16 protein-coding genes are annotated in these 18,973 nt (G+C 42.9%); 4 read left to right on the forward strand and 12 right to left on the reverse strand.

Features of this window, described 5'->3' with window-relative positions:
* Positions 1-160: 160 nt before the first annotated feature.
* Positions 161-1,267 carry a hypothetical protein gene (locus WKV44_05975; GenBank protein MEM5948083.1) on the forward strand — a complete coding sequence of 369 codons (1,107 nt, stop codon included), beginning with the start codon at positions 161-163 and terminating at the stop codon, positions 1,265-1,267.
* Here WKV44_05975 and WKV44_05980 read toward each other — a convergent pair.
* The 11 genes from WKV44_05980 to WKV44_06030 all read right to left on the reverse strand — a co-directional run bounded on the left by WKV44_05980 (position 1,231) and on the right by WKV44_06030 (position 14,714).
* Positions 1,231-2,118: a DUF4340 domain-containing protein gene (locus WKV44_05980; protein ID MEM5948084.1), complete on the reverse strand. Its 888-nt coding sequence runs from the start codon at positions 2,116-2,118 to the stop codon at positions 1,231-1,233. The two genes, WKV44_05975 and WKV44_05980, sit on opposite strands and share 37 nt — an antisense overlap.
* Positions 2,102-4,282, reverse strand: coding sequence for a Gldg family protein (locus WKV44_05985; GenBank protein MEM5948085.1), 2,181 nt, complete (start codon positions 4,280-4,282; stop codon positions 2,102-2,104). Before WKV44_05985 ends, WKV44_05980 begins: the two co-directional genes overlap by 17 nt.
* A complete protein-coding gene (locus WKV44_05990) occupies positions 4,275-5,192 on the reverse strand; it encodes an ABC transporter ATP-binding protein (GenBank protein MEM5948086.1) in 918 nt (305 codons plus the stop codon). The genes WKV44_05985 and WKV44_05990 overlap by 8 nt, the downstream gene beginning before the upstream one ends.
* A gap of 331 nt (positions 5,193-5,523) precedes the next feature.
* Positions 5,524-6,459, reverse strand: a complete 936-nt coding sequence (locus WKV44_05995; protein MEM5948087.1) for a ribonuclease Z — start codon at positions 6,457-6,459, stop codon at positions 5,524-5,526.
* Between the two features lie 148 nt (positions 6,460-6,607).
* Positions 6,608-7,759, reverse strand: a complete 1,152-nt coding sequence (locus WKV44_06000) for an ROK family transcriptional regulator (GenBank protein MEM5948088.1) — start codon at positions 7,757-7,759, stop codon at positions 6,608-6,610.
* A gap of 72 nt (positions 7,760-7,831) precedes the next feature.
* The gene (gene xylA, locus WKV44_06005; protein MEM5948089.1) at positions 7,832-9,145 is read right to left on the reverse strand and encodes a xylose isomerase; all 1,314 of its coding nucleotides are present in this window, start codon (positions 9,143-9,145) and stop codon (positions 7,832-7,834) included.
* Positions 9,146-9,461: 316 nt separating this feature from the next.
* Positions 9,462-11,570, reverse strand: coding sequence for a heavy metal translocating P-type ATPase (locus tag WKV44_06010; protein ID MEM5948090.1), 2,109 nt, complete (start codon positions 11,568-11,570; stop codon positions 9,462-9,464).
* Between the two features lies 1 nt (position 11,571).
* Positions 11,572-11,904: a metalloregulator ArsR/SmtB family transcription factor gene (locus WKV44_06015; protein MEM5948091.1), complete on the reverse strand. Its 333-nt coding sequence runs from the start codon at positions 11,902-11,904 to the stop codon at positions 11,572-11,574.
* 226 nt (positions 11,905-12,130) lie between these two features.
* Entirely contained in the window at positions 12,131-13,129 is a 999-nt protein-coding gene (locus WKV44_06020) for a glycoside hydrolase family 5 protein (GenBank protein ID MEM5948092.1), read from the reverse strand.
* A gap of 236 nt (positions 13,130-13,365) precedes the next feature.
* Positions 13,366-14,364: a hypothetical protein gene (locus tag WKV44_06025; GenBank protein MEM5948093.1), complete on the reverse strand. Its 999-nt coding sequence runs from the start codon at positions 14,362-14,364 to the stop codon at positions 13,366-13,368.
* Between the two features lie 23 nt (positions 14,365-14,387).
* Positions 14,388-14,714, reverse strand: a complete 327-nt coding sequence (locus WKV44_06030; protein ID MEM5948094.1) for a PAS domain-containing protein — start codon at positions 14,712-14,714, stop codon at positions 14,388-14,390.
* 223 nt (positions 14,715-14,937) lie between these two features.
* Between WKV44_06030 and WKV44_06035 the strand changes: the two genes are divergently transcribed.
* Positions 14,938-15,639, forward strand: a complete 702-nt coding sequence (locus WKV44_06035) for an MgtC/SapB family protein (protein MEM5948095.1) — start codon at positions 14,938-14,940, stop codon at positions 15,637-15,639.
* Between the two features lie 43 nt (positions 15,640-15,682).
* Here the strand turns inward: WKV44_06035 and amrB are convergent, their stop codons facing one another.
* Positions 15,683-16,498, reverse strand: a complete 816-nt coding sequence (amrB, locus tag WKV44_06040) for an AmmeMemoRadiSam system protein B (protein MEM5948096.1) — start codon at positions 16,496-16,498, stop codon at positions 15,683-15,685.
* A gap of 234 nt (positions 16,499-16,732) precedes the next feature.
* Between amrB and WKV44_06045 the strand changes: the two genes are divergently transcribed.
* Together WKV44_06045 and WKV44_06050 are read left to right on the forward strand one after the other, a co-directional pair.
* Positions 16,733-17,170 carry a MarR family transcriptional regulator gene (locus WKV44_06045; GenBank protein MEM5948097.1) on the forward strand — a complete coding sequence of 146 codons (438 nt, stop codon included), beginning with the start codon at positions 16,733-16,735 and terminating at the stop codon, positions 17,168-17,170.
* Positions 17,160-18,893 carry an ABC transporter ATP-binding protein gene (locus WKV44_06050; protein MEM5948098.1) on the forward strand — a complete coding sequence of 578 codons (1,734 nt, stop codon included), beginning with the start codon at positions 17,160-17,162 and terminating at the stop codon, positions 18,891-18,893. Before WKV44_06045 ends, WKV44_06050 begins: the two co-directional genes overlap by 11 nt.
* Positions 18,894-18,973 lie beyond the last annotated feature (80 nt).

An 18,973-nucleotide genomic window follows, 5' to 3' on the forward strand; every position in this document is an offset into this window, starting at 1 on the left:
TTAGTATTTTCCCTTGAAAATAGGCTTTAATATTGCGATTTTTTTGATTTATTTTATTTTTCTTTAAAAAAAGCGCGCGCATGCGCGCGTTCGGTATATTTTATATTTTTTGTATAAAAAGGGTTTAATTAATGCTTTAAAATGTCAATAATATAGTTATATGAGGCGTTTTCTTTCCATATATCTGGTGCTCTCTTTTATTTTGCTGATTGCGATTCTTGGCGTAGGTGTTTTCTTTTCCGTAAGGTTGTATAGGGAGGGTCAAGCTTCTGCTCATCAGAGTTTTCTTTCTTTGAGGGATACCGTAAAGACTTATTTCGAAAGTTCTGGGACTACTTACGATATAGGGCTTGCTCTAAAGGGTCTTTTTAAAAGGCTTGTAGACAGCAAACAGTTTTCCGCAATAATGCTTAGCAATAAGGAGGGTGCAGTTCTGGCAGAGGCCTCAACAGGGAAATATATACAATCCATTGTTTCTCAGAATAGCAACAGATCTTCATATGATATAAAGGGAGTAAGCCCGCTGGAAGTAGTTATGGAGCAGAGGATAGATGGAACAGACTTTGTTATAAAAGCTGTTTCTCCTTTTTTGTCACAAGAAAAGGCTGTTGATTATCTTATCAGAGCTCTTTTTGTAATAGGAAGTTACTTTTTGCTCAACCTGCTTGCCGCAATTGGTTTTGCCCTCTCTGGTATGCGCTCGGAAACTGCAAAAAAAGATAAGTCAGAGAATAAAGAGAAACAGCAAAATCCAGAAGAAGAAAAAGATGGGCTTTCTGTAAAAAACAAGACTAAGACGGACAGAGAGCTTTCTTTTCTTATGGATCGTATAGAGTCGGATATAAGAGCCTCGGAATATGAGGCAGAGGATTTATGCCTTGTTCTTGCAAGGCTCAATCCCAAGATTGACGGGTTTATAAGCGACTCCAGAATGGAAACTCTTTTTGGCCCAGAATACAGGGGGTATCTTTTTAGGAATAGGACCTTTGTCTGGATAATACGCAATAGAAAAATCCAAGAAGCTCTAGCTCTTATAAAGGAAGTCTATCCTGGTCTTAAAAAGGACAGTGGTATAAACACTCCTGCTTTCTTTGGAATATCCAGCAGAAATAGCAGACTAATATCTGCGGAGGAGCTTTTTAAAGAAGCAAAGAGAGCCCTTGCCAAGGCATTACGCTCGCAAAGCAATCCTGTTTTTGCTTTTTATGCCGATCCAGACAAATATAGGGATTATCTTGCAAAATCGGCTTCTTCCAACTCTGTATAGAGCTTTGAGATATCATAAAAATAATATCTTTTGCCTTCTTCCGCTATACAGATGCTACCACCATATGAAAAAATAAAAAACTTTTTTATCCCTTCTATTGTTTCTACTGAGAGTTTTGATATTGGGCTGAGGTTTTCTTCCGGCAAGGGGAGAACGTCTTTTGCTTTTGCTTCTGTAATAGGAAGAAGAAAGCTTACGGCATTTTGGGGCTGTATATCTGCAAACATATTCTTCTTTCTGAGTTTCCATGTTGTCTTGTTATTTTCTTCCACTTGTGCAAGTAGATATTCCTTATTGGATGCCAAAGAACGATATTGCAAAACCATTATATCCGCAGGAGCAAGTCCAGACAGGGGACGGAGTTCTTTCCAGAAAGCTGCTGTCTGTCCGGCATAAAAACCTGCACTTCCGTCAGCACTGTATATTGCAGACTCACCTTCCAGTTTGACATATCTTTTGCCTGGAACAGGGGAACGTTTTCCTATAAGGAGAGTCTGGCTTCTACCGTAATCCGCAGTAAGAACTACCTTAAGAGGTTTTTCTCCCATAAGAGCAGGAGAGTCCTTTTCTGTCACAGGTGTATTGTTATCAATCAACATAAGCATAGAAAGAAATTTGTCCACCGCATCGGTATTGGCAGGATATAGGATATTGCCGTCTTTTATTTTCCATGACTGTCCTTGTCTTGTGAGAATTATGCCTGAGTTTATCTCTATTTTGTTTATCGCTGCTTCTTTTAGTTTTATAAGACTCCCCGTTCTGTTTGAGAAAAAAGGCATTGCACCACGTATTATGAGAAGAAAGAGAAGAACTGTGTTTACAGCAAAAAGAACCCTAGTCTTTTTTTCCATTATATCCTCGTACATAAATCACTGTTGCTATGACAAGCAGAATAAAAGGAATAAAAAATATATTTATACCGTTGAAGAGAAAGATAAAAATCTGTGCCCGTTCTTCACTGCTGCTTATCTTTAATTTTTCTACAGAAGAATCTCTGACTACAAGAGGGATAATCTTGTCTTTGCCTGCAAGCCATGTGCATGCGGAAAGCAGAAAGTCCATATTCTCATGAGCGGATGTAAAAGCGCTAAGGTCGCTTAAAAAATCCGCATCGGAAACAATTAGCATTCTTTGCCCGTTATCGGATTGATATACTGCAGAAACAACATAGCTGATATCCCTTTCTCCATAGGGCGACGCAATTGCTCCGGGCAATATGCTTTTATCCATACCTATGGAATATGCAGGCGGAGTTACTAATGCAGGCTTCCAAGCCTTACTGGTAAGTCTAAGCGGGCTAGACCAGTAAAGATGAAGCCCAGAAAACCACTTTGCCCACGGCAAATCCGCTTGTGCATATTTTATATCCAGCCATAGAGGATATTCAACCAGCCTTGATACAGAAGAAGACTCTCCTTCTTCCAAGAGAGGAATATTTAACCCCGGTGGTAATGCTATGAGTTTGTTCTCCGCTTTTATTCCAAGATGCCCAAGAAAAGTCATAAGGGGGCTGTCGGAAGCATCCTTGACAGCAAAGTAATCCTGAGGGTCTATATCTATACTGTCAACAGCAAAAAGAACAGACTTATTATTCTTTATTGCAGAAGCTATAAAGGAGACATCTGTATCAGACATACTTCCCCTGTCAACTACAATTAGAATATCAAAATCCTTATCCCTGTCAGGTCCGACAGCCACAACATCAAACCCTCTGGCAAGAAAGCCCACCATGCTTACATACGATTTTTTGTAGTCATCGCCTGTTTCCCTTGTAAACACACCCACCACAGGTCTTTTGCCCGTAAGGAGAGCATCCAGAGCAGATGCAATCTGATACTGTAGCAGCCTTTGCTCGTAAGCTACGGGTATAACCCACACCTTGTCCAGATAACTTATGCTTATGCCAGAGTAAACAGTACTATAGCTTATACTGCTTGCCGAGCTGCTTTCTACCTGCTGAGGAACAATACCCAAGCGTTCTGCATCCTCATCCCTTCCCGACAACTTTCTGGTTCTCAAAACAACCTGATTGCTATATCTGGTATAAAGCCTAAGATGAGATAATATCTCCTCGGGAACAGGACTTTGTGTCTCCAGAAAATCGCTATAATAATAGTCTATGTATAGAGGAGCAGAAATCTTTCTTAACAAAGCATGTGTGACATCCGCAAGGGTATGACGTCTTTTATGAGACAAATCAAAGAAAAGACTGGTTGCAGAAGAATGAGCAAGAAGTAGTATCAGAAAAACAAGAAGCTGTACAGAAAAAGAACGCGCATTGATCCTTGTCCCTCTTTTTTTCTCTGTATAAAGATGCAGAAAAAGTAAAAAAGCAAGTGATAACAGAAAAAACCACATAACATCGGCAAGAGCAACATAGGCATCAGCAAGACGCAGGAAACGTATAGTAGGAGAAAAAAATCTCAGTAAAGAAGACAAAGATGGAGGCAGATTAAAAGAAGCTGCAAGTGCTGCGATAAAAAGTAGGATAAAGTCTACAAAAATTGTAAAAATAAGGGAAAAAGCAGGATTATCATAAAGACGTATCAAAAAAGAATTGAGAGCAGCAAAGAAGACGACCATAAGAATTATAGCAATAAGAACAGAAAAAAGTTCTCCCACATAAAAAGTACCTGCAGAACAAAACATGATAAAAAACGGCACACAGAAAAGAAGGGAAAAGAACATAAGGAAAACTGCACTTATGTATCTGTAAGCCACAATCTCATAAGAAGAGACAGGGAGAGAATAAAAAAACTCTGCAACCTGCCTTGCATCCCTTCCCCTATAAAGACTTGCAAGAAAAAAAGCGAGCCCTACAGGAATAAGAAAAGACAATGCCTCAAGATAAAAAGAAAAAGAAGAAAGTCCTATGGCAAAAATATGTCTAAAAAACACAGCCCATATGGCAGAAAAAGCAGTAAAAACAGCAGTCCAGACATAAAAAACAGGCTTTTTAAAAAAGTAATAAACCTCACGCCTTACAAGAAAAAAGATAACAGAGAAATCAAGCATTCTTTTTATTCTCCCTAAGCCTCATAAAAAGCGCTTCCAATCCGGCACTCTCCTCCTCCACAGACAAAACCCTAAGCCCGCAAGAAGAAGCCCAGTCCACCAGCTCTCCAAGCTCCCCTTTTCCTTCCAGCACAAGCTCCCTGCACGTAACACCGGCTCTGTCAACACGCCTCTCATCGGCAAGCATAAAACCATCCGGCAACCCATCAGTCCTGTCTACATTCTCTAGCACAAGCTTAAAACGGCGCGTTCCTCTATAAGCATCAAGCTCACCTGCAGCCACATCCGCAACAACCCTACCACCATCTATGAGCAGCACAGAAGAACAAACTCTCTCTACCTCACCAAGGATATGAGAGGACATTACCACCACCCTATCCTTGCACAAAGAAGCCACAAGTGCGCGAAACTCCCCCTGCTGTACAGGGTCAAGACCAGTAGCAGGCTCATCCAAGACAAGCAGCTTTGGCCCACCTATAATCGCAGCAGCCAGCCCCACACGTTGCCTGTACCCCCTGGACAAAGTACCTATCACACGAGAAGCAACATCAGACAACCCTACCATGCCCAAAACATCAGCTACAGAAGAACTCCCCCTACCGCGCATACGCAAAAATCCCGCCCACTCTACAAAATCCCGCACAACCCAGTCACGAGGCAAAGCGGGCTCTTCGGGAAGATAACCTACGGACAACCTATACTCCATAGAAGAAAAAACAGAAACCCCATCCAACCTGACATCCCCCTCATCCGGCAAAAAAACCCCGGCAAGCACCCTGCAGAGTGTGGACTTACCAGCACCGTTGGGACCAATCAGACCTAGACAAGTACCACGCATAACAGAAAAAGACACAGCATCCAGCGCGGCAAAATCATCATAAAACTTCCTTACATCCATAACATCAAGCATAACGCTCCCCGCAAAACCATATCAAAAAAACATAAAAACACAAAAAAAGTTTCATAACCCGAACGGGTGTGCCCGCAGCAGGCAAAATATCAAAGAAAAAGCAAAATGCGGACACCCCCTGCCTTCGGCAGAAGTCCCACATAAAGCAGGCTCAATAAACAAAAAAACACTACCATCCCAGCTCCCCCCCGCACATACATGTCTTAAAACAAACAGAAAACCACAAAACATAGAAAAAACATGCAACATATTCGCCGCAGGCAGCCGGAAGGCAAAGTGCACTCATATATAGGGCTAGAAAAGCCGAGCCTTCCGGCGTTCGGTATAAAAACTAATCACGATAGGGAATATCTATGGCCTGCCCGTCACGGCACAAAAAGGTATCAGCAAAAACACTTTTTGCTTCCTTGAGAAGCACCTTAAGCTCGCGGTTGGAATAGCGCGGACTGTAGTGAATAAGACCAAGCCGTCCTATCCCGCCAGCATCCCTCGCAATAGTCGCAGCCTCCACAGCCGTAAGATGCCGCTTCTCCCGCGCAGTCTCGACAAGCTCATGAGAGAACATTCCCTCGCATACAAACAGATCGCTGTCTGCAACATATTCGCTTATGTGAGGCAGATACATGGTATCTGTAACAAAAGAAACCTTTCTACCGGAGCGGGGCGGACCCATCACCATATCCGAGGTAACCACAGAGCCATCCTTGGCATTCACAGACTCCCCTCTCTGAAGAGCAGCCCACAGAGGCCCCATAGGCACACCAAGCTCAACAGCACGCTCAGGGAAAAAAACACCAGGCCGCGATGACTCCTCCAGCGTATACCCCACGCAGGGTTTGGTATGTCTTAGAGGAAAAGAACGGACACAAAAACCATCCCCCTCATGGCAAACAACCGACTCCCCAGCAGGAATCTCACGTACAACAATCTCATAATTGATGTACATATCCAAAACCTTTCTGCTCATCTCCACATATTCCCGCACCTTGGGAGGCCCGTATATAAAAAGAGGCTCATTTCTGTCCACTTGAGAAGAAAGCATGAGAATACCCGGCAGTCCTGTCACATGGTCCGCATGCGTATGAGAAATAAAAATCGCAGAAATTTTCTTCCATCTGAGATTGAGAGCACGCAGCGACACCTGAGTCCCTTCTCCGCAATCAAACAAAAACAAATCCCCCTCACGCCGCAAAAGCATAGACGTAAGAAACCTGTGAGGAAGAGGCATCATACCACCAGTACCAAGAATAAACGCTTCAAGATTCATAACAAGAAAGATAAACTATCACATAAAAAAGATTTTAGGAAGACTTGAGGATTATAAAAATCCATATCGAATGTCGGGAGCACAAAAACACTACAAAGCAGGCAGGAATATGCATCCCTCCTGCCTACGGCAAAGCTATAACAATAAATCAGGAATAGAGAGGAAAAGAAGAAAGAGCCATAAGAGCAGCACCCAAAGCAGACGCATCATTACCCAAGCGGGCAAGCTCTATCCTGACCTGCCTATCCTCGCAAAGAGAAGAGTCATTCATAAGCACATCGTTAAGATCAGAAATAAGCCTATCTCCCATGACAGCAATTTCTCCCCCCACAAAAACAAAAGCAGGATCAACCATCAACACAGCAGAATGAATCCCCATTGCAAGATGGGACACATACTCCTTCCAGACAGAAACAGCAACACGATCTCCTCTTTCCAAATCCGAAGAAAAAGAAGCAATACTAACATCATCGGAGCGTTTTTCAAAACAGTAATCATCGATAAGAGCAGAAACAGAAGCATAACGTTCCCAGCAGCCTTTCTTACCGCATCCACACTGCCTGCCGTCCGGCATAATTGTAATATGCCCTATCTCTCCAGCACGGTTGCTTGCTCCCCTGTAAACATTGCCTGACAGAATAAGCCCCGAGCCAATCCCTTCTGTTACGGAGATATACAACACAGAATCGGAGGCAGAAGCATCCTCGCTCAGGATAAACTCCGCAAGAGCAGCAGCCTTTGCCTCGTTTTCTATATATATGGGAAAATGAAAATGCTTTTTAAAATCCTCAAAGGACAAATTTGAAATACCTAGATTGGGAGCAAACTCCAGCAAAAGAGAGGAAGACTCACAAACTCCAGGTAGAGAAATACCCAAGCCCATAACCTTCTCATAAGGTATGGAGTTTTTATCAAGGATTCCCCGCACAGCAGACTCAATAGAAGCCTTAATACCAACACCATCCGCAGTAACAGGAAAAGTAGAGACAGCCCTATCTCTTATGGAGGCATAAAGGTCTGTAAGAACAACAATCAATTTCCCCGGCCTTACCTCAATGCCAACAGAAAACCTTGCATCAGGTACAAACTCAACAACAACAGGTCTACGGCCGCCTCTGGACTCTCCCATACCAGCCTCTTTTGCATACCCTTCTTTTACAAGCTCATCCACATTGGTAGCAACAGTAGGAAGACTCATCCCAGTCTCAAGAGCAATATCCTGCTTGGTAAGACTACCCTTTTTTGCAAGAACTTTGAGAATTTTATTTTTGTTATGCAGTTTTATACTTCTCACAATCATAGAGATTACCACACATTGCCAGTACAGACAAGCGGGGCTTGCTTTTGCAAACCCCGTAACATAATAAGAAGACTATATATACTGGTTTACAATAGCCTCGAGTAGTTCCTGACGACCTGACTTGTACTGTACAACTTCCTTATCGAGTATATACTCTTCAAGTTCTTTAAAACCAACCTTGCCTTCTACAATGTCCTTGCCTATCCCTTCTCTGTAGGATGCATATCTTTCTTCTATAAAATTATCAAGCTTTCTGTCTTCTACCATTTTATACGCTGTCTTAAAACCACGAGCAAGAGCATCCATACCTGCTATGTGAGCGATAAAAATATCCTCCGGCTCAAAAGAACCTCTCCTTACCTTGGCATCAAAGTTAAGACCTCCCGGAGCAATACCTCCGTTCTTTATGACCTCATACATTGCAAGAGTTGTCTCATATAGATTTGTGGGGAACTGATCCGTATCCCAACCAAGAAGATAATCACCCTGATTGACATCGAGACTACCAAGAAAGTTATTTATACGTGCAAAATGAAGCTCATGCTGGAAAGTATGATAAGCAAGTGTAGCATGATTCATCTCTATGTTTACCTTAAAGTACTCATCAAGACCATGGGATTTAAGAAAACCATAAACAGTAGCAGTATCAAAATCATACTGATGCTTGGTAGGCTCCTTTGGCTTGGGCTCTATAAGGAACTGTCCTGTAAAACCAATTTCTTTTGCATAGTCCACAGCCATCCTCAGGAATCTTGCAAGATTGTCTAGCTCAAGCTTCATGTCAGTGTTGAGCAGAGTCTCGTAGCCTTCCCTTCCTCCCCAGAAAACATAGTTGCTTCCGCCAAGCTCTCTTGTAATCTCTAGAGCCTTTTTGACCTGAGCTGCCGCATAGGCAAATACATCTGCATTGGGAGAAGTGGATGCACCGTGCACAAATCTGGGATTGCTAAAAAGATTGGCTGTACCCCACAAAAGCTTTACAGAAGAATATCTCATAAGCTCTGCTGTATGGGATACTATCTCGTCAAGAATCTTGTTGCTTTCTCTCAGAGTCTTTCCCTCAGGTGCTATGTCCCTGTCATGAAAGCAGAAAAATGGCATATCAAGTTTTTCTGCTATTTCAAAGCAGGCTGTCATTCTTGCCTTGGCCTGCTCCACTGGATCGCTTATGCTAAGCCAGGGTCTGAGCATTGTCCCTACTCCAAAGGGATCCTGACCACTTCCGTTGAGTGTATGCCAATATGCAAGAGAAAATCTGAGATGTTCTTTTAGGCTTTTACCACCTATTTTTTCCTCCGGATTGTAGTACTTAAAGGCAAGGGGGTTATCGGAGCCTGGTCCCTCATAGGGGATTTTATCGATGTTTTTAAAAAACTCGTTAATCATGTTTGTCTCCTCTAATTTGGTATGTTTTTAGTTTAGTACGCTTTTTACAAAAAAGCAATAACTTTTTAAAAGTTTTTTAATAATACTATAATAAAGTATTTTTACAGCTACTTTATATATCTTTTGCTGTTTTACGCAGGGGGGGGCACAAGTGGGCTATTCGCCTGGTATAAATAACAGAGCAAGGGGATATTCCCAGGGGGGCTATTATTCCATTATATACTCTGCACGTGGATTGTGCTTGATATTTGCCGGAGGCAGGCAGAGAGCACACTACTTGCCTTTTTGCCTAAGCGGGTGCGCTCTGCCGTTCGGTTTATTTGTTTTTTAAGAATAGTCGCAGGCTGTTTAGTACGGCAAGGAGGGTTACGCCGACATCCGCTATGATTGCTTCCCACATTCTGGCAAGGCCAAGGGAGCCTGCAAAAAGGAAAGCTGCCTTTATTGCTAGGATGCCAATTATGTTCTGTATGACTATTCTTCGGGTACGACGGGAGATGTCTATTGCTGAGGGTATTGCACTCAGGCTATCGTTCATGATAACGCAGTCCGCACTTTCTATGGCTGCTTCTGCGCCTTTTGCGCCCATAGCAATGCCTACATCCGCGCGTGCAAGTGCAGCAGCATCGTTTATGCCATCACCCACAAAGATAACAGAGCCTCGACGGTTCTTGCCTAGGATTTCTTCCAGTTTCAGGACTTTTTCCTCTGGTAAGAGCTCTGCGTACCAGCTGTCTACTCCAAGCCGGCTAAGGGCTTCCATAGCTGCATTGCTGTTGTCGCCGGTGAGTACCACGGTATCGCCTACGCCTTGTTTTCTGAGTTCCTCAAGGACAGCTACACTCTCCCCTCTCAGTCTATCGCGTAGCCATATGTGTCCGGCATGCTCTCCATCCACTGATACATGTAGTATTCCGCTTCCAGTAAGACATGTGTCATGTTCTATATTTCTGTCATGGAGCAACTTATCGCTTCCAACCAATATTGTTTTGCCGTTTACCATCGCTTCTATTCCCCTGCCCGGTATTTCTTTTATGCTGTCCTTGGAAGAACTGTCTTTTTCCCCCCGGATGAGAGTGTCTTGGTTATCTGATATGTCAGAGGATATGTTTTGCGTATCTCTATGTTGCTCCTCAGAGAAATACTGGCTGGTATCGGAAGGATAAGGCTTTTTTGAGGGGCTTTGTCTGTTGTTATAAGCATAAGCATTGCTATCTGCAAATGTGAGTCCTTTTTCTTTTGCAGCTGTTACAAGAGCTTTTGCCAACGGATGGGGTGAAAAACGCTCTGCAGAGGCTGCATAGGATAAGAGCTCGTCTTTTTCTATTTTTCCTTTTGGATACACCTCTGCAACTTCAAATTCTCCGTGAGTAAGAGTACCTGTTTTGTCAAAGACAACAGAAGATGCTGAGGCAAGTAAGTCTATTACGGTTCCACCTTTTATGATTATACCTTTTTTTGCTGCGGTTGCAATTCCTGCAACATAGGCAGAAGGGATTCCTACAAGAAGGGCACAGGGGCATGATATCACAAGAAGTACCAGTGCTCTATATCCCCAGACATAAAGGCTTCCTCCAGCAAAAATAGGAGGGAAGAATGCTACAAATGCAGCCAGCAAGACAACGGCCGGTGTATAGTATCGTGCAAACCTGGTAAAAAAGCGTTCTGCTCGTGCCTTTTTCTCTGAGGCTTCTTCTACAATAGAAAGCATCCTGGATAGAGCAGAATCCGCATAAACTTTCTCAACTCTTGCTTTTAGAACACCTGTAATGTTTATCTCTCCTGCAAAAACAGAATCCCCTTCATCCACAGGATGTGGTGCGGATTCTCCGCTAAGAACAAGAGAAGACACATCGCTGGATCCCTCTATAACAGCAGCATCAACAGGCACTCTGTCCCCGGGACTAATAAGAACAGTATCCCCTACCAGCAAGTCGGACGGCAGACATATTGTTAGAGAGCCGTCTTTCTCTACTCTGACAGCTTTTTCTGGACGCAGAGAAAGAAGAGAAGAGATTTCTGCTCTTGCTTTACTCACAGCTCTTTCCTGCAAGGCCTCTCCGATTTGATAAAAAATCATTACCGCAGCAGCCTCGGGAAAGGCACCAATAAATAAAGCACCAACGGTCGCAACACTCATAAGCAGAGACTCGTCAAAGACACCACCTGAGAGAAGTGAGCGGACACCGGATGCAAGAACAGTCCTTCCTGCAAGAACATACATGACAAGCCATAGTGTATCCCAGGCAATATCAGGTATAAAAGTTACTGTCCTGGATAACACAAGAAAAATGATATAAAAACCAGCCATTACAAGCCAAAGGACAATCTCTCTCCTATTTTCTTTAACTTTATCGGACATAGAATAATCCACCTGGCAGGTAGAACATCCGGTAACAGAACAAGCTTTGTTATTATCACTCATGCTAATCCTCCATAACATGCAAAAGAGCAAGAGCAAAAACCTGGGAAACGTGCTCGTCCGCAATACTGTAGAAAATATGCTTTCCTTCTCTTCTAGACTTAACAAGGCGTGCATATTTTAGAACAGAAAGCTGATGAGAAACAGCAGACTGAGATACTTCTAACTTCTCTGCAAGTTCATGAACACATAACTCGCCATCCATAAGCAGCTTAAGTATCCTTATCCTTCCTGGATCTCCTAGCACCTTAAAGAAGGTAGCAACATCATCCAAGGCTACAGAATCCGATTCTGACCATCGCTCCATAAACACTCCTATATATGAACATATATTCATATATTAAAACATAAAAATCCATCTGTCAAGCGAAGAATCATATTTATCTTTATATTTTGCTCTTTCCATAAGACAAAACAAGCCACTGTCATGAAGTTGATAATTTCTGTATAAAATAGGCTTATCACAGATACAGGCTTACAAAGGTATTATTGTACTATAATACAGAAAAAACCGGCAGCAAGAGCCGCCGGCAATAACAAAAGCCTCCTATACCCTGCAAAAGCTATTTTACAGGCTCCTCTCCGACACGAAGCGATTCTTTAAGAAGATGCGAACGCACAAACTTACCGGATTCTGTAATCTGCTCCTCCGGCCACGGACCGTGTGTATCGGAGTTGATAACAAGTGCAGAAGCACTTTCGTCCTTATCATTAAAAGACCAGTTAGCCCAGCTCAACATATTCTCATCCATAAACTCAAGCCATCTTTCTGACTCTTCAAAATCCACTCCTCCATTGCCTGAGGCATCGCAAACGCCCCATTCTGTTACAAAAATAGGCAACCCCATTTCCAGAGCCTTCTTAACTTTCTGTCTGTAAAAATCCCTGTGAGTGCCCGCATAAAAATGAAAGGTATAAGCTATGTTGTCAAAGCCAGTTATGGGGTCTATTGCAGCTATGTCTACATCCTTGGACCAGTCAGGAGTACCTACCACGATCAGATTATTGGCACCGGCATCGCGTATAACCTTGATAATCTCAAGTGCATACTCTTTTATCTGCGGCCAGGTTTCTGTATCAGGCTCATTGAAAACCTCAAATATAACATTGGGAACATTGGCATACTTTGCAGCCATCTCAGCAAAAAATTCTTTGGCCTGAGGAAGATAAATACCGTGTGTATGCCAGTCAATGATAACATAAATCCCTTCTTCTATTGCAGCATCCACAACAGTAGTTGTCCACTTTTTGTGAAGCATATGATTATTGAGATAACCTCCTATCTCAACACCCATAGCACATCTTATAATAGAAATATTCCAATCCTTGACAAGATTATGTACTACATCTTTGTTCCAAAATAAAGAAGACCATTGACTCCAGAAAAGGCTCATCCCTTTTACAGCAACAGGATAACCGTGCTCATCCACAATATATCTACCATGTGTACCTAGCATTCCGTGCTCATCTACAACTCCCCTGCCACCAGGCCCGGATGAAGACACACAGGATGCAAGCAAAATAAGAATGAGAACAGTAGCAAAAAACTTTAGTTTGTTCATACAATCCTCCCAACCTCATAATACCACAAAAATCCACACAGTCAACAAAAAACAATACCGAACATCGTCCCTGCAACGCCCAAAGAAAAACAGAGAAAAAAATGCAGCTCTTCCTGCCTGCGGCATATATGCAGAAAAACAAGCAAACTTATGATTCTTATGCCGTAAGGCAGCGCATGGCGAGCCCATGCGCGTTCGGTATAAAAATGATTACTTATTACATTATGCGTTAACAATCAGGATTGCTCTCTTATGACAAAAGCCTCGGGCGGCCTTCTTATCCCCTTCTTTTGGATATAATCAGAATAGCCTATTCTTAGAACAAGGCAGATAACACCAGGAAGCCCAAGCTCATCAGCAAGAGAAGAAGAAAAAGGCTCTTCTTCCATAACCTGTGACATGGGATGCAGAGCTATCCCTTCGTTCAAAGAGGCAAGAGCAAGACGTATATAATCGCGCCCTGCTCCAATTATAGAAGCATAAGAAGAATCATGTCCGGTTATTACAGCAAAACCGGCACAGTTATTGACCTGCAGCATAACAGTGTCCAGAGAGGTCTTCCTGAAAATAGAAGAAAAGACCGTTTTCCTGCTAAAAAAGCCATACCATACAAGCCTTGATAAAACTCCTAGCCCAAGCATCTCCGCAGTAATGCCGTCTTGTCTCTCCTTTGCCTCACGTCGGCTAAAACGCAACCAGTTGGCAAGCTCAATCAGCTTGTCATCATCGCAAAATTGCTTTTTATTAGCCTCCACTATGGCATCCGCAATATACAGCCCTTTTCTGTCCAGTGCAGGAAAAAAATGAAAACTGCCCGTAGATACAGAAAGAGTAAGACTGTCAAGAACAGCAAACCCAAGAGTATCCCTCAAAAACGGGTTGCGATTGGTAAAAAATCGCTTAATTCCAAGGAGCTTGACAGAATCCTCAGTCTTATCCGTTTTATTTATAATAACATCAATAGGATTAGTCTCATCCGGAAACCCATGGATAAGATACTCAGCTTCATATCCCAAAGCAGATAGGGCATTATCAAAGCACTCCATAAAGCATCCCAGAGAAACCAGCGACTCCTTTGCATCAGGATCTGTTGCAGGAAGCAATCTGTCCCTGTCAAGACTAAAAAGCAACTTCTCTGGGGAAACAATACGTACATTCCACGGCTGAGTATTATGTCCGCTTGGCGCAAGAGAAGCATAATAAAGCGCAGAATAGAGCCAATCAGGAATATCCATCCCCCCCTCCTTTTCTTTTACCCTCAAGCCGGATCGTCAGGATACTCGTAATACCCAAGAAGCCTGCCGGCATCATCACGCACAGCGACAAGGAAAACAACATCAGCTTTCTTGTTTATCCTCATACTCACAACATCCTCACCTGCAACAAGCCTCTCATAGCACCTCTTTATTATCTCACAGGAAGCTTCAGAATGACAATCAAAAATAGAACGCCCCACAAGACTCCTATCCGGCTTGGCATACTTATCCCTGGCAGCCCTGTTTACATAACGTATAACATGCGACGTATCAACAAAGACAACAGGAACAGGAACACTCTCAAAAATATGATAAAAAAGCCCTTCCACAACAACATTTTACAATAAAATAAAAAAATTAAAAGCAAAAAAATTATAATTTTAATCGAACGGAGTCCCTGCAGCCTGAATAGTAAAATAAAATCAAGATGCAGGGACTCCTGCCTCCGGCATATACAGGGACAATGACCCATTTCATGCTATCTCCGCCTACTTGAAACTAAAAACACTCGGATATAATAATTTAAAAATAAACACAAATGCAGAGGACAAAATGCTAGGGACAATAATATCTCATACGATACTTGACTCTTTTATAACAAAACTTATAGCCGCAAGCATACTTGGCGGACTTATAGGAATAGAAAGAGATATACACGGACGAGCAGCCGGTCTTAGAACAAACCTGCTTGTAAGTCTAGGAGCTGCAGTATTTGTCATTATCTCCATAAAACTGCCGGAGAACATAAACGGAACATATCAGGGAGATCCGGGCAGGCTTGCCGCCCAAATAATAACTGGAATAGGATTTCTTGGAGCAGGTGCAATAATAAAATCAGGACTCACCATACGCGGCCTTACAACAGCAGCAAGCCTATGGCTTACAGCAGCTATAGGCATGTGCGTAGGTGCAGGCTATTATGATATAGCACTGCTAGCTACACTTCTTGGACTATTCTCCCTCGTATTTCTAAACAAACTTGAGAACCTATACTCCAAAGACTATTACAGAGAACTAAGGATAGAAATGCCACAGGAGCAGGACTTATCAAAAATCATAGAAATCATAAAAAGAAAATCCATAAAAATACTTTTTATGGACATAGAAAGAAACTATAAGGAAAACACAGTAAATCTGATATTCTTTATACGCATAAGACATACCACAGACACAGATAAACTGGCACACCATATAATAGCAGACATAGAAAACACAGGCATAAGCCTAAATGCTCTCTCATGGAAGCATAAATAACAGTTTCTCCACAAAAAAACTTCCTGATATCAGTGCGTCAGCATCAAGCAAAAACAACAGAGGCATAACCCACAAAAGAATCGGAGGGATAGACATCACAACTTTGTCTGTAGGCCAGAAGCCTGCCGGAAGACACACCACAGAGTCTAGCATACTCTGCAGCCAGTACAGCACCCCCTGCAGAACAGGCAGCAAGATTGGAGTTGGCAAGGCCTATGGCAGTATCCACATCAAGACTTATAAGTGCATCTATGAAAGCTCTATCATTCTCATCTCTCACCCATTTTTTTGCGGCATCCCCTTTGCCAACAGGAGAAAAACCATACTGAGGCCCATAGTGTGTAAGGTCAGTAGAACCTATTACACACAAGGTAATAGACGATTTTTGGGCATAATCGTATAACAGACGAGCAAGCTTTTTTACAACAGAAGAATCCGGCGGACAACGCAAGCCCACAACACGGGCATCCGGTTGACACAAACGCACAATAGGGAGCTGAATCTCCACTGTATTATCAGGAAATTTATCATACACAGCACTCATATCATGCATAATCCTTGCAATAAGCTCAGACTCTGTCCTGATATTCCCCAATGGGGTTTCTATCTCTTCCTCAGTTATACACATAACAGGTGATTCAGGCGCAAGATGACCTCCAGCCACAACTATCACATCAGCTTCCCTTAGAGAAGATATCCCCATATATGCAAGCTCACCGGAAAAAAACCATCCGGCATGGGGGACAACAACAGAAAAAGCAGAATCAATATCAGAGCTTTTCCAGTAAGAAACTTGTGACTGTATCCCGTCTTGAGTATCAGGATACCAACCGGCAGGAAGCATCCTTTTTCTCAGCATAAAATACCCCCTATTTTTATTATACAAAAAAGGTACAATGCGGTCTATAAAAACATAAGAGTAACACAATAAAGGAATAATAAGATAATACAGACATGGGATTGCTCCTTTATACGGGTTGCCGTAGGCAGCAGGGAACGCGTATGCGTTCCCTGCGTTCGGTTTTATGTTTTGTATTGACTTTGTTTCTTTTGGATTATATTATTTAAATGTTTAAACAAATCAGGAGGTCATATGTCTTCCTTAGATGAGGCAATTGAGGCTTTTGAGTCGATGTTTGCAAGCAAGAAACGTCTTATGGCGCGTTTCCTGTTTAAAGAAAATCTTTATCCAGGGCAGCACAGGCTTCTTTTCTTTCTTCATCACAACCAACCTGCCAATCAGTCCTCAATTGCTCAGGCACTCATGGTATCGCCTGCAAGTGTTACGGTTGTCCTACGCCGCATGGAGAAGGCAGGGCTTGTGAGCAGGGTTACTGATAAGGGGGACAGAAGAAGGCAACTGGTCCGCCTTACAGATAAAGGAGAGGAGATTGTAGCCACTGCTATTTCTGGGCTCAGAAAGTTTTATGCAGAATGCTTTAAGGGTTTTTCCAATGAGGAGATAGATGCTGCAAAGAGGGTCTTTGAAAAAATCAGAAATAATATAGATAGCTTTACGGATGAGGTTTGAGATGCGTTTTATTTTTTCTTTTTTGCGTAAATACTGGGTTTTTGCACTGGGGTCCCTGGTTTTTATGGGTATTGAGGTTGCTGTCAACCTTGCCCAACCTGCTATCATGGCAACGATTGTGGACAAGGGTATTGTTCCTGGCGATATGGCCACGGTTATAAGACTTGGTCTATGGCTTTTTGGGATTGTACTGATAGGAGTTGCAGGCGGTATTGCCTGCAGTCTAACGGCTGATATCGCTGCCACAAGAGTTGCAAGAGATGTTAGGGAGAAGCTATACCGCTCCATGCTTGGTCTGTCCATGTCCAGAGAATTTGATTTTTCCGCAGGTTCTCTTATCACAAGGCTGACATCAGATGTGACACAGATTCAGACACTGATACATATGATGCTTCGTATGATGATAAGAGCGCCTCTTCTTGCAGTAGGCGGACTTATTATGGCTATGATACTTAGTCCCGCTCTTACGGCTATTATGTTGGCAGCAATTGTGGTGCTTGGTATCGTAATTGCCGTTCTTATCCGCCGTGGTGTACCGTTCTTCTCGCTCGCACAAAAAACAACAGATGAGCTCAACACTGTAATAAGAGAAAACTTGGACGGCGTCAGAGTTGTAAGAGCCTTTGTACGCGCCGACTTTGAGATAGAACGCTTTAAACAAAAAAATACTATCTTGCGCGATGTTATGAGCAAGGCATCAAAGATGCTGGGTATGGCCTTTCCCCTCATATTTCTAATAATGAACCTTGCAATAGTACTAGTCCTTTACGCGGGAGGATACCTCGTTTATACAGGCAGCATGGAAGTAGGCACAATAATAGCCCTCACCAACTACCTTATGCAAATCCTGTTTGCTCTAATGATGATAGGCTTCTTTTTTATGACATTTTCACGCACACAGGCATCAATAAAGAGAATATCCGAGCTTATGGACGCAGAAAAAGAAGCTCTCTCCTTCTCATCACAGCCTGCACTACGGAGAAACAAAGGTGCAAACCTGTCAATCAGAAACATCAGCGTTAGATACAACAAAAAAGAAGAAGCCGCACTGACAGACATATCCTGTGACATAGAAGCAGGACAGAGACTTGGCATAATAGGCTCAACAGGCGCAGGAAAATCCACACTACTTGCAGCCCTAATCCGACTCATAGACCCATGCTCAGGAGAAATACTCATAGACGGCAAAAGACATACAGATATGGACATAGACAACCTGCGGGCACTATTTGCAGTAGTCTTTCAGCGCCCGGTACTCTTTGCTGGAACAATACGCGAAAACCTCATGTGGGGACTGCCTCATGCCGACGAAAGCGCACTTGTAAAAGCACTTACAGACGCACAAGCAATAGACTTTGTGAGCAAAATGCCTGGCGGACTTGACGCACACATAGAACAAGGCGGAACCAACCTATCCGGAGGACAAAAACAACGCATAGCAATAGCACGCGCACTCATAAGACACCCTGCAATACTCATGCTTGATGACGCGACAAGTGCACTAGACATGGAGACAGAAGCCCAACTATTACAAGCACTCAAAAACTACAATTCCACAGTCCTAATGGTAGCCCAGAAAGTAACAAGCATAATGGACGCAGACAAGATACTCGTCATAGACAAAGGCAGAACAGCAGGAGTAGGAACACACCAACAGCTCATAAAAACATGCGACGTATATAAAGAAATATGCCAAACACAATTGGAAGGAATAATAAAATAACAACATAAACCGAACGCGGCTTGCCGCACACATGTGGCAAGCCGCTGCCTTAGGCAAAACCACTGGAGAAACAATAAAAA

Source organism: Spirochaetia bacterium 38H-sp (assembly GCA_039023545.1).
GTDB classification, from domain to species: domain Bacteria; phylum Spirochaetota; class Spirochaetia; order Winmispirales; family Winmispiraceae; genus Rarispira; species Rarispira pelagica.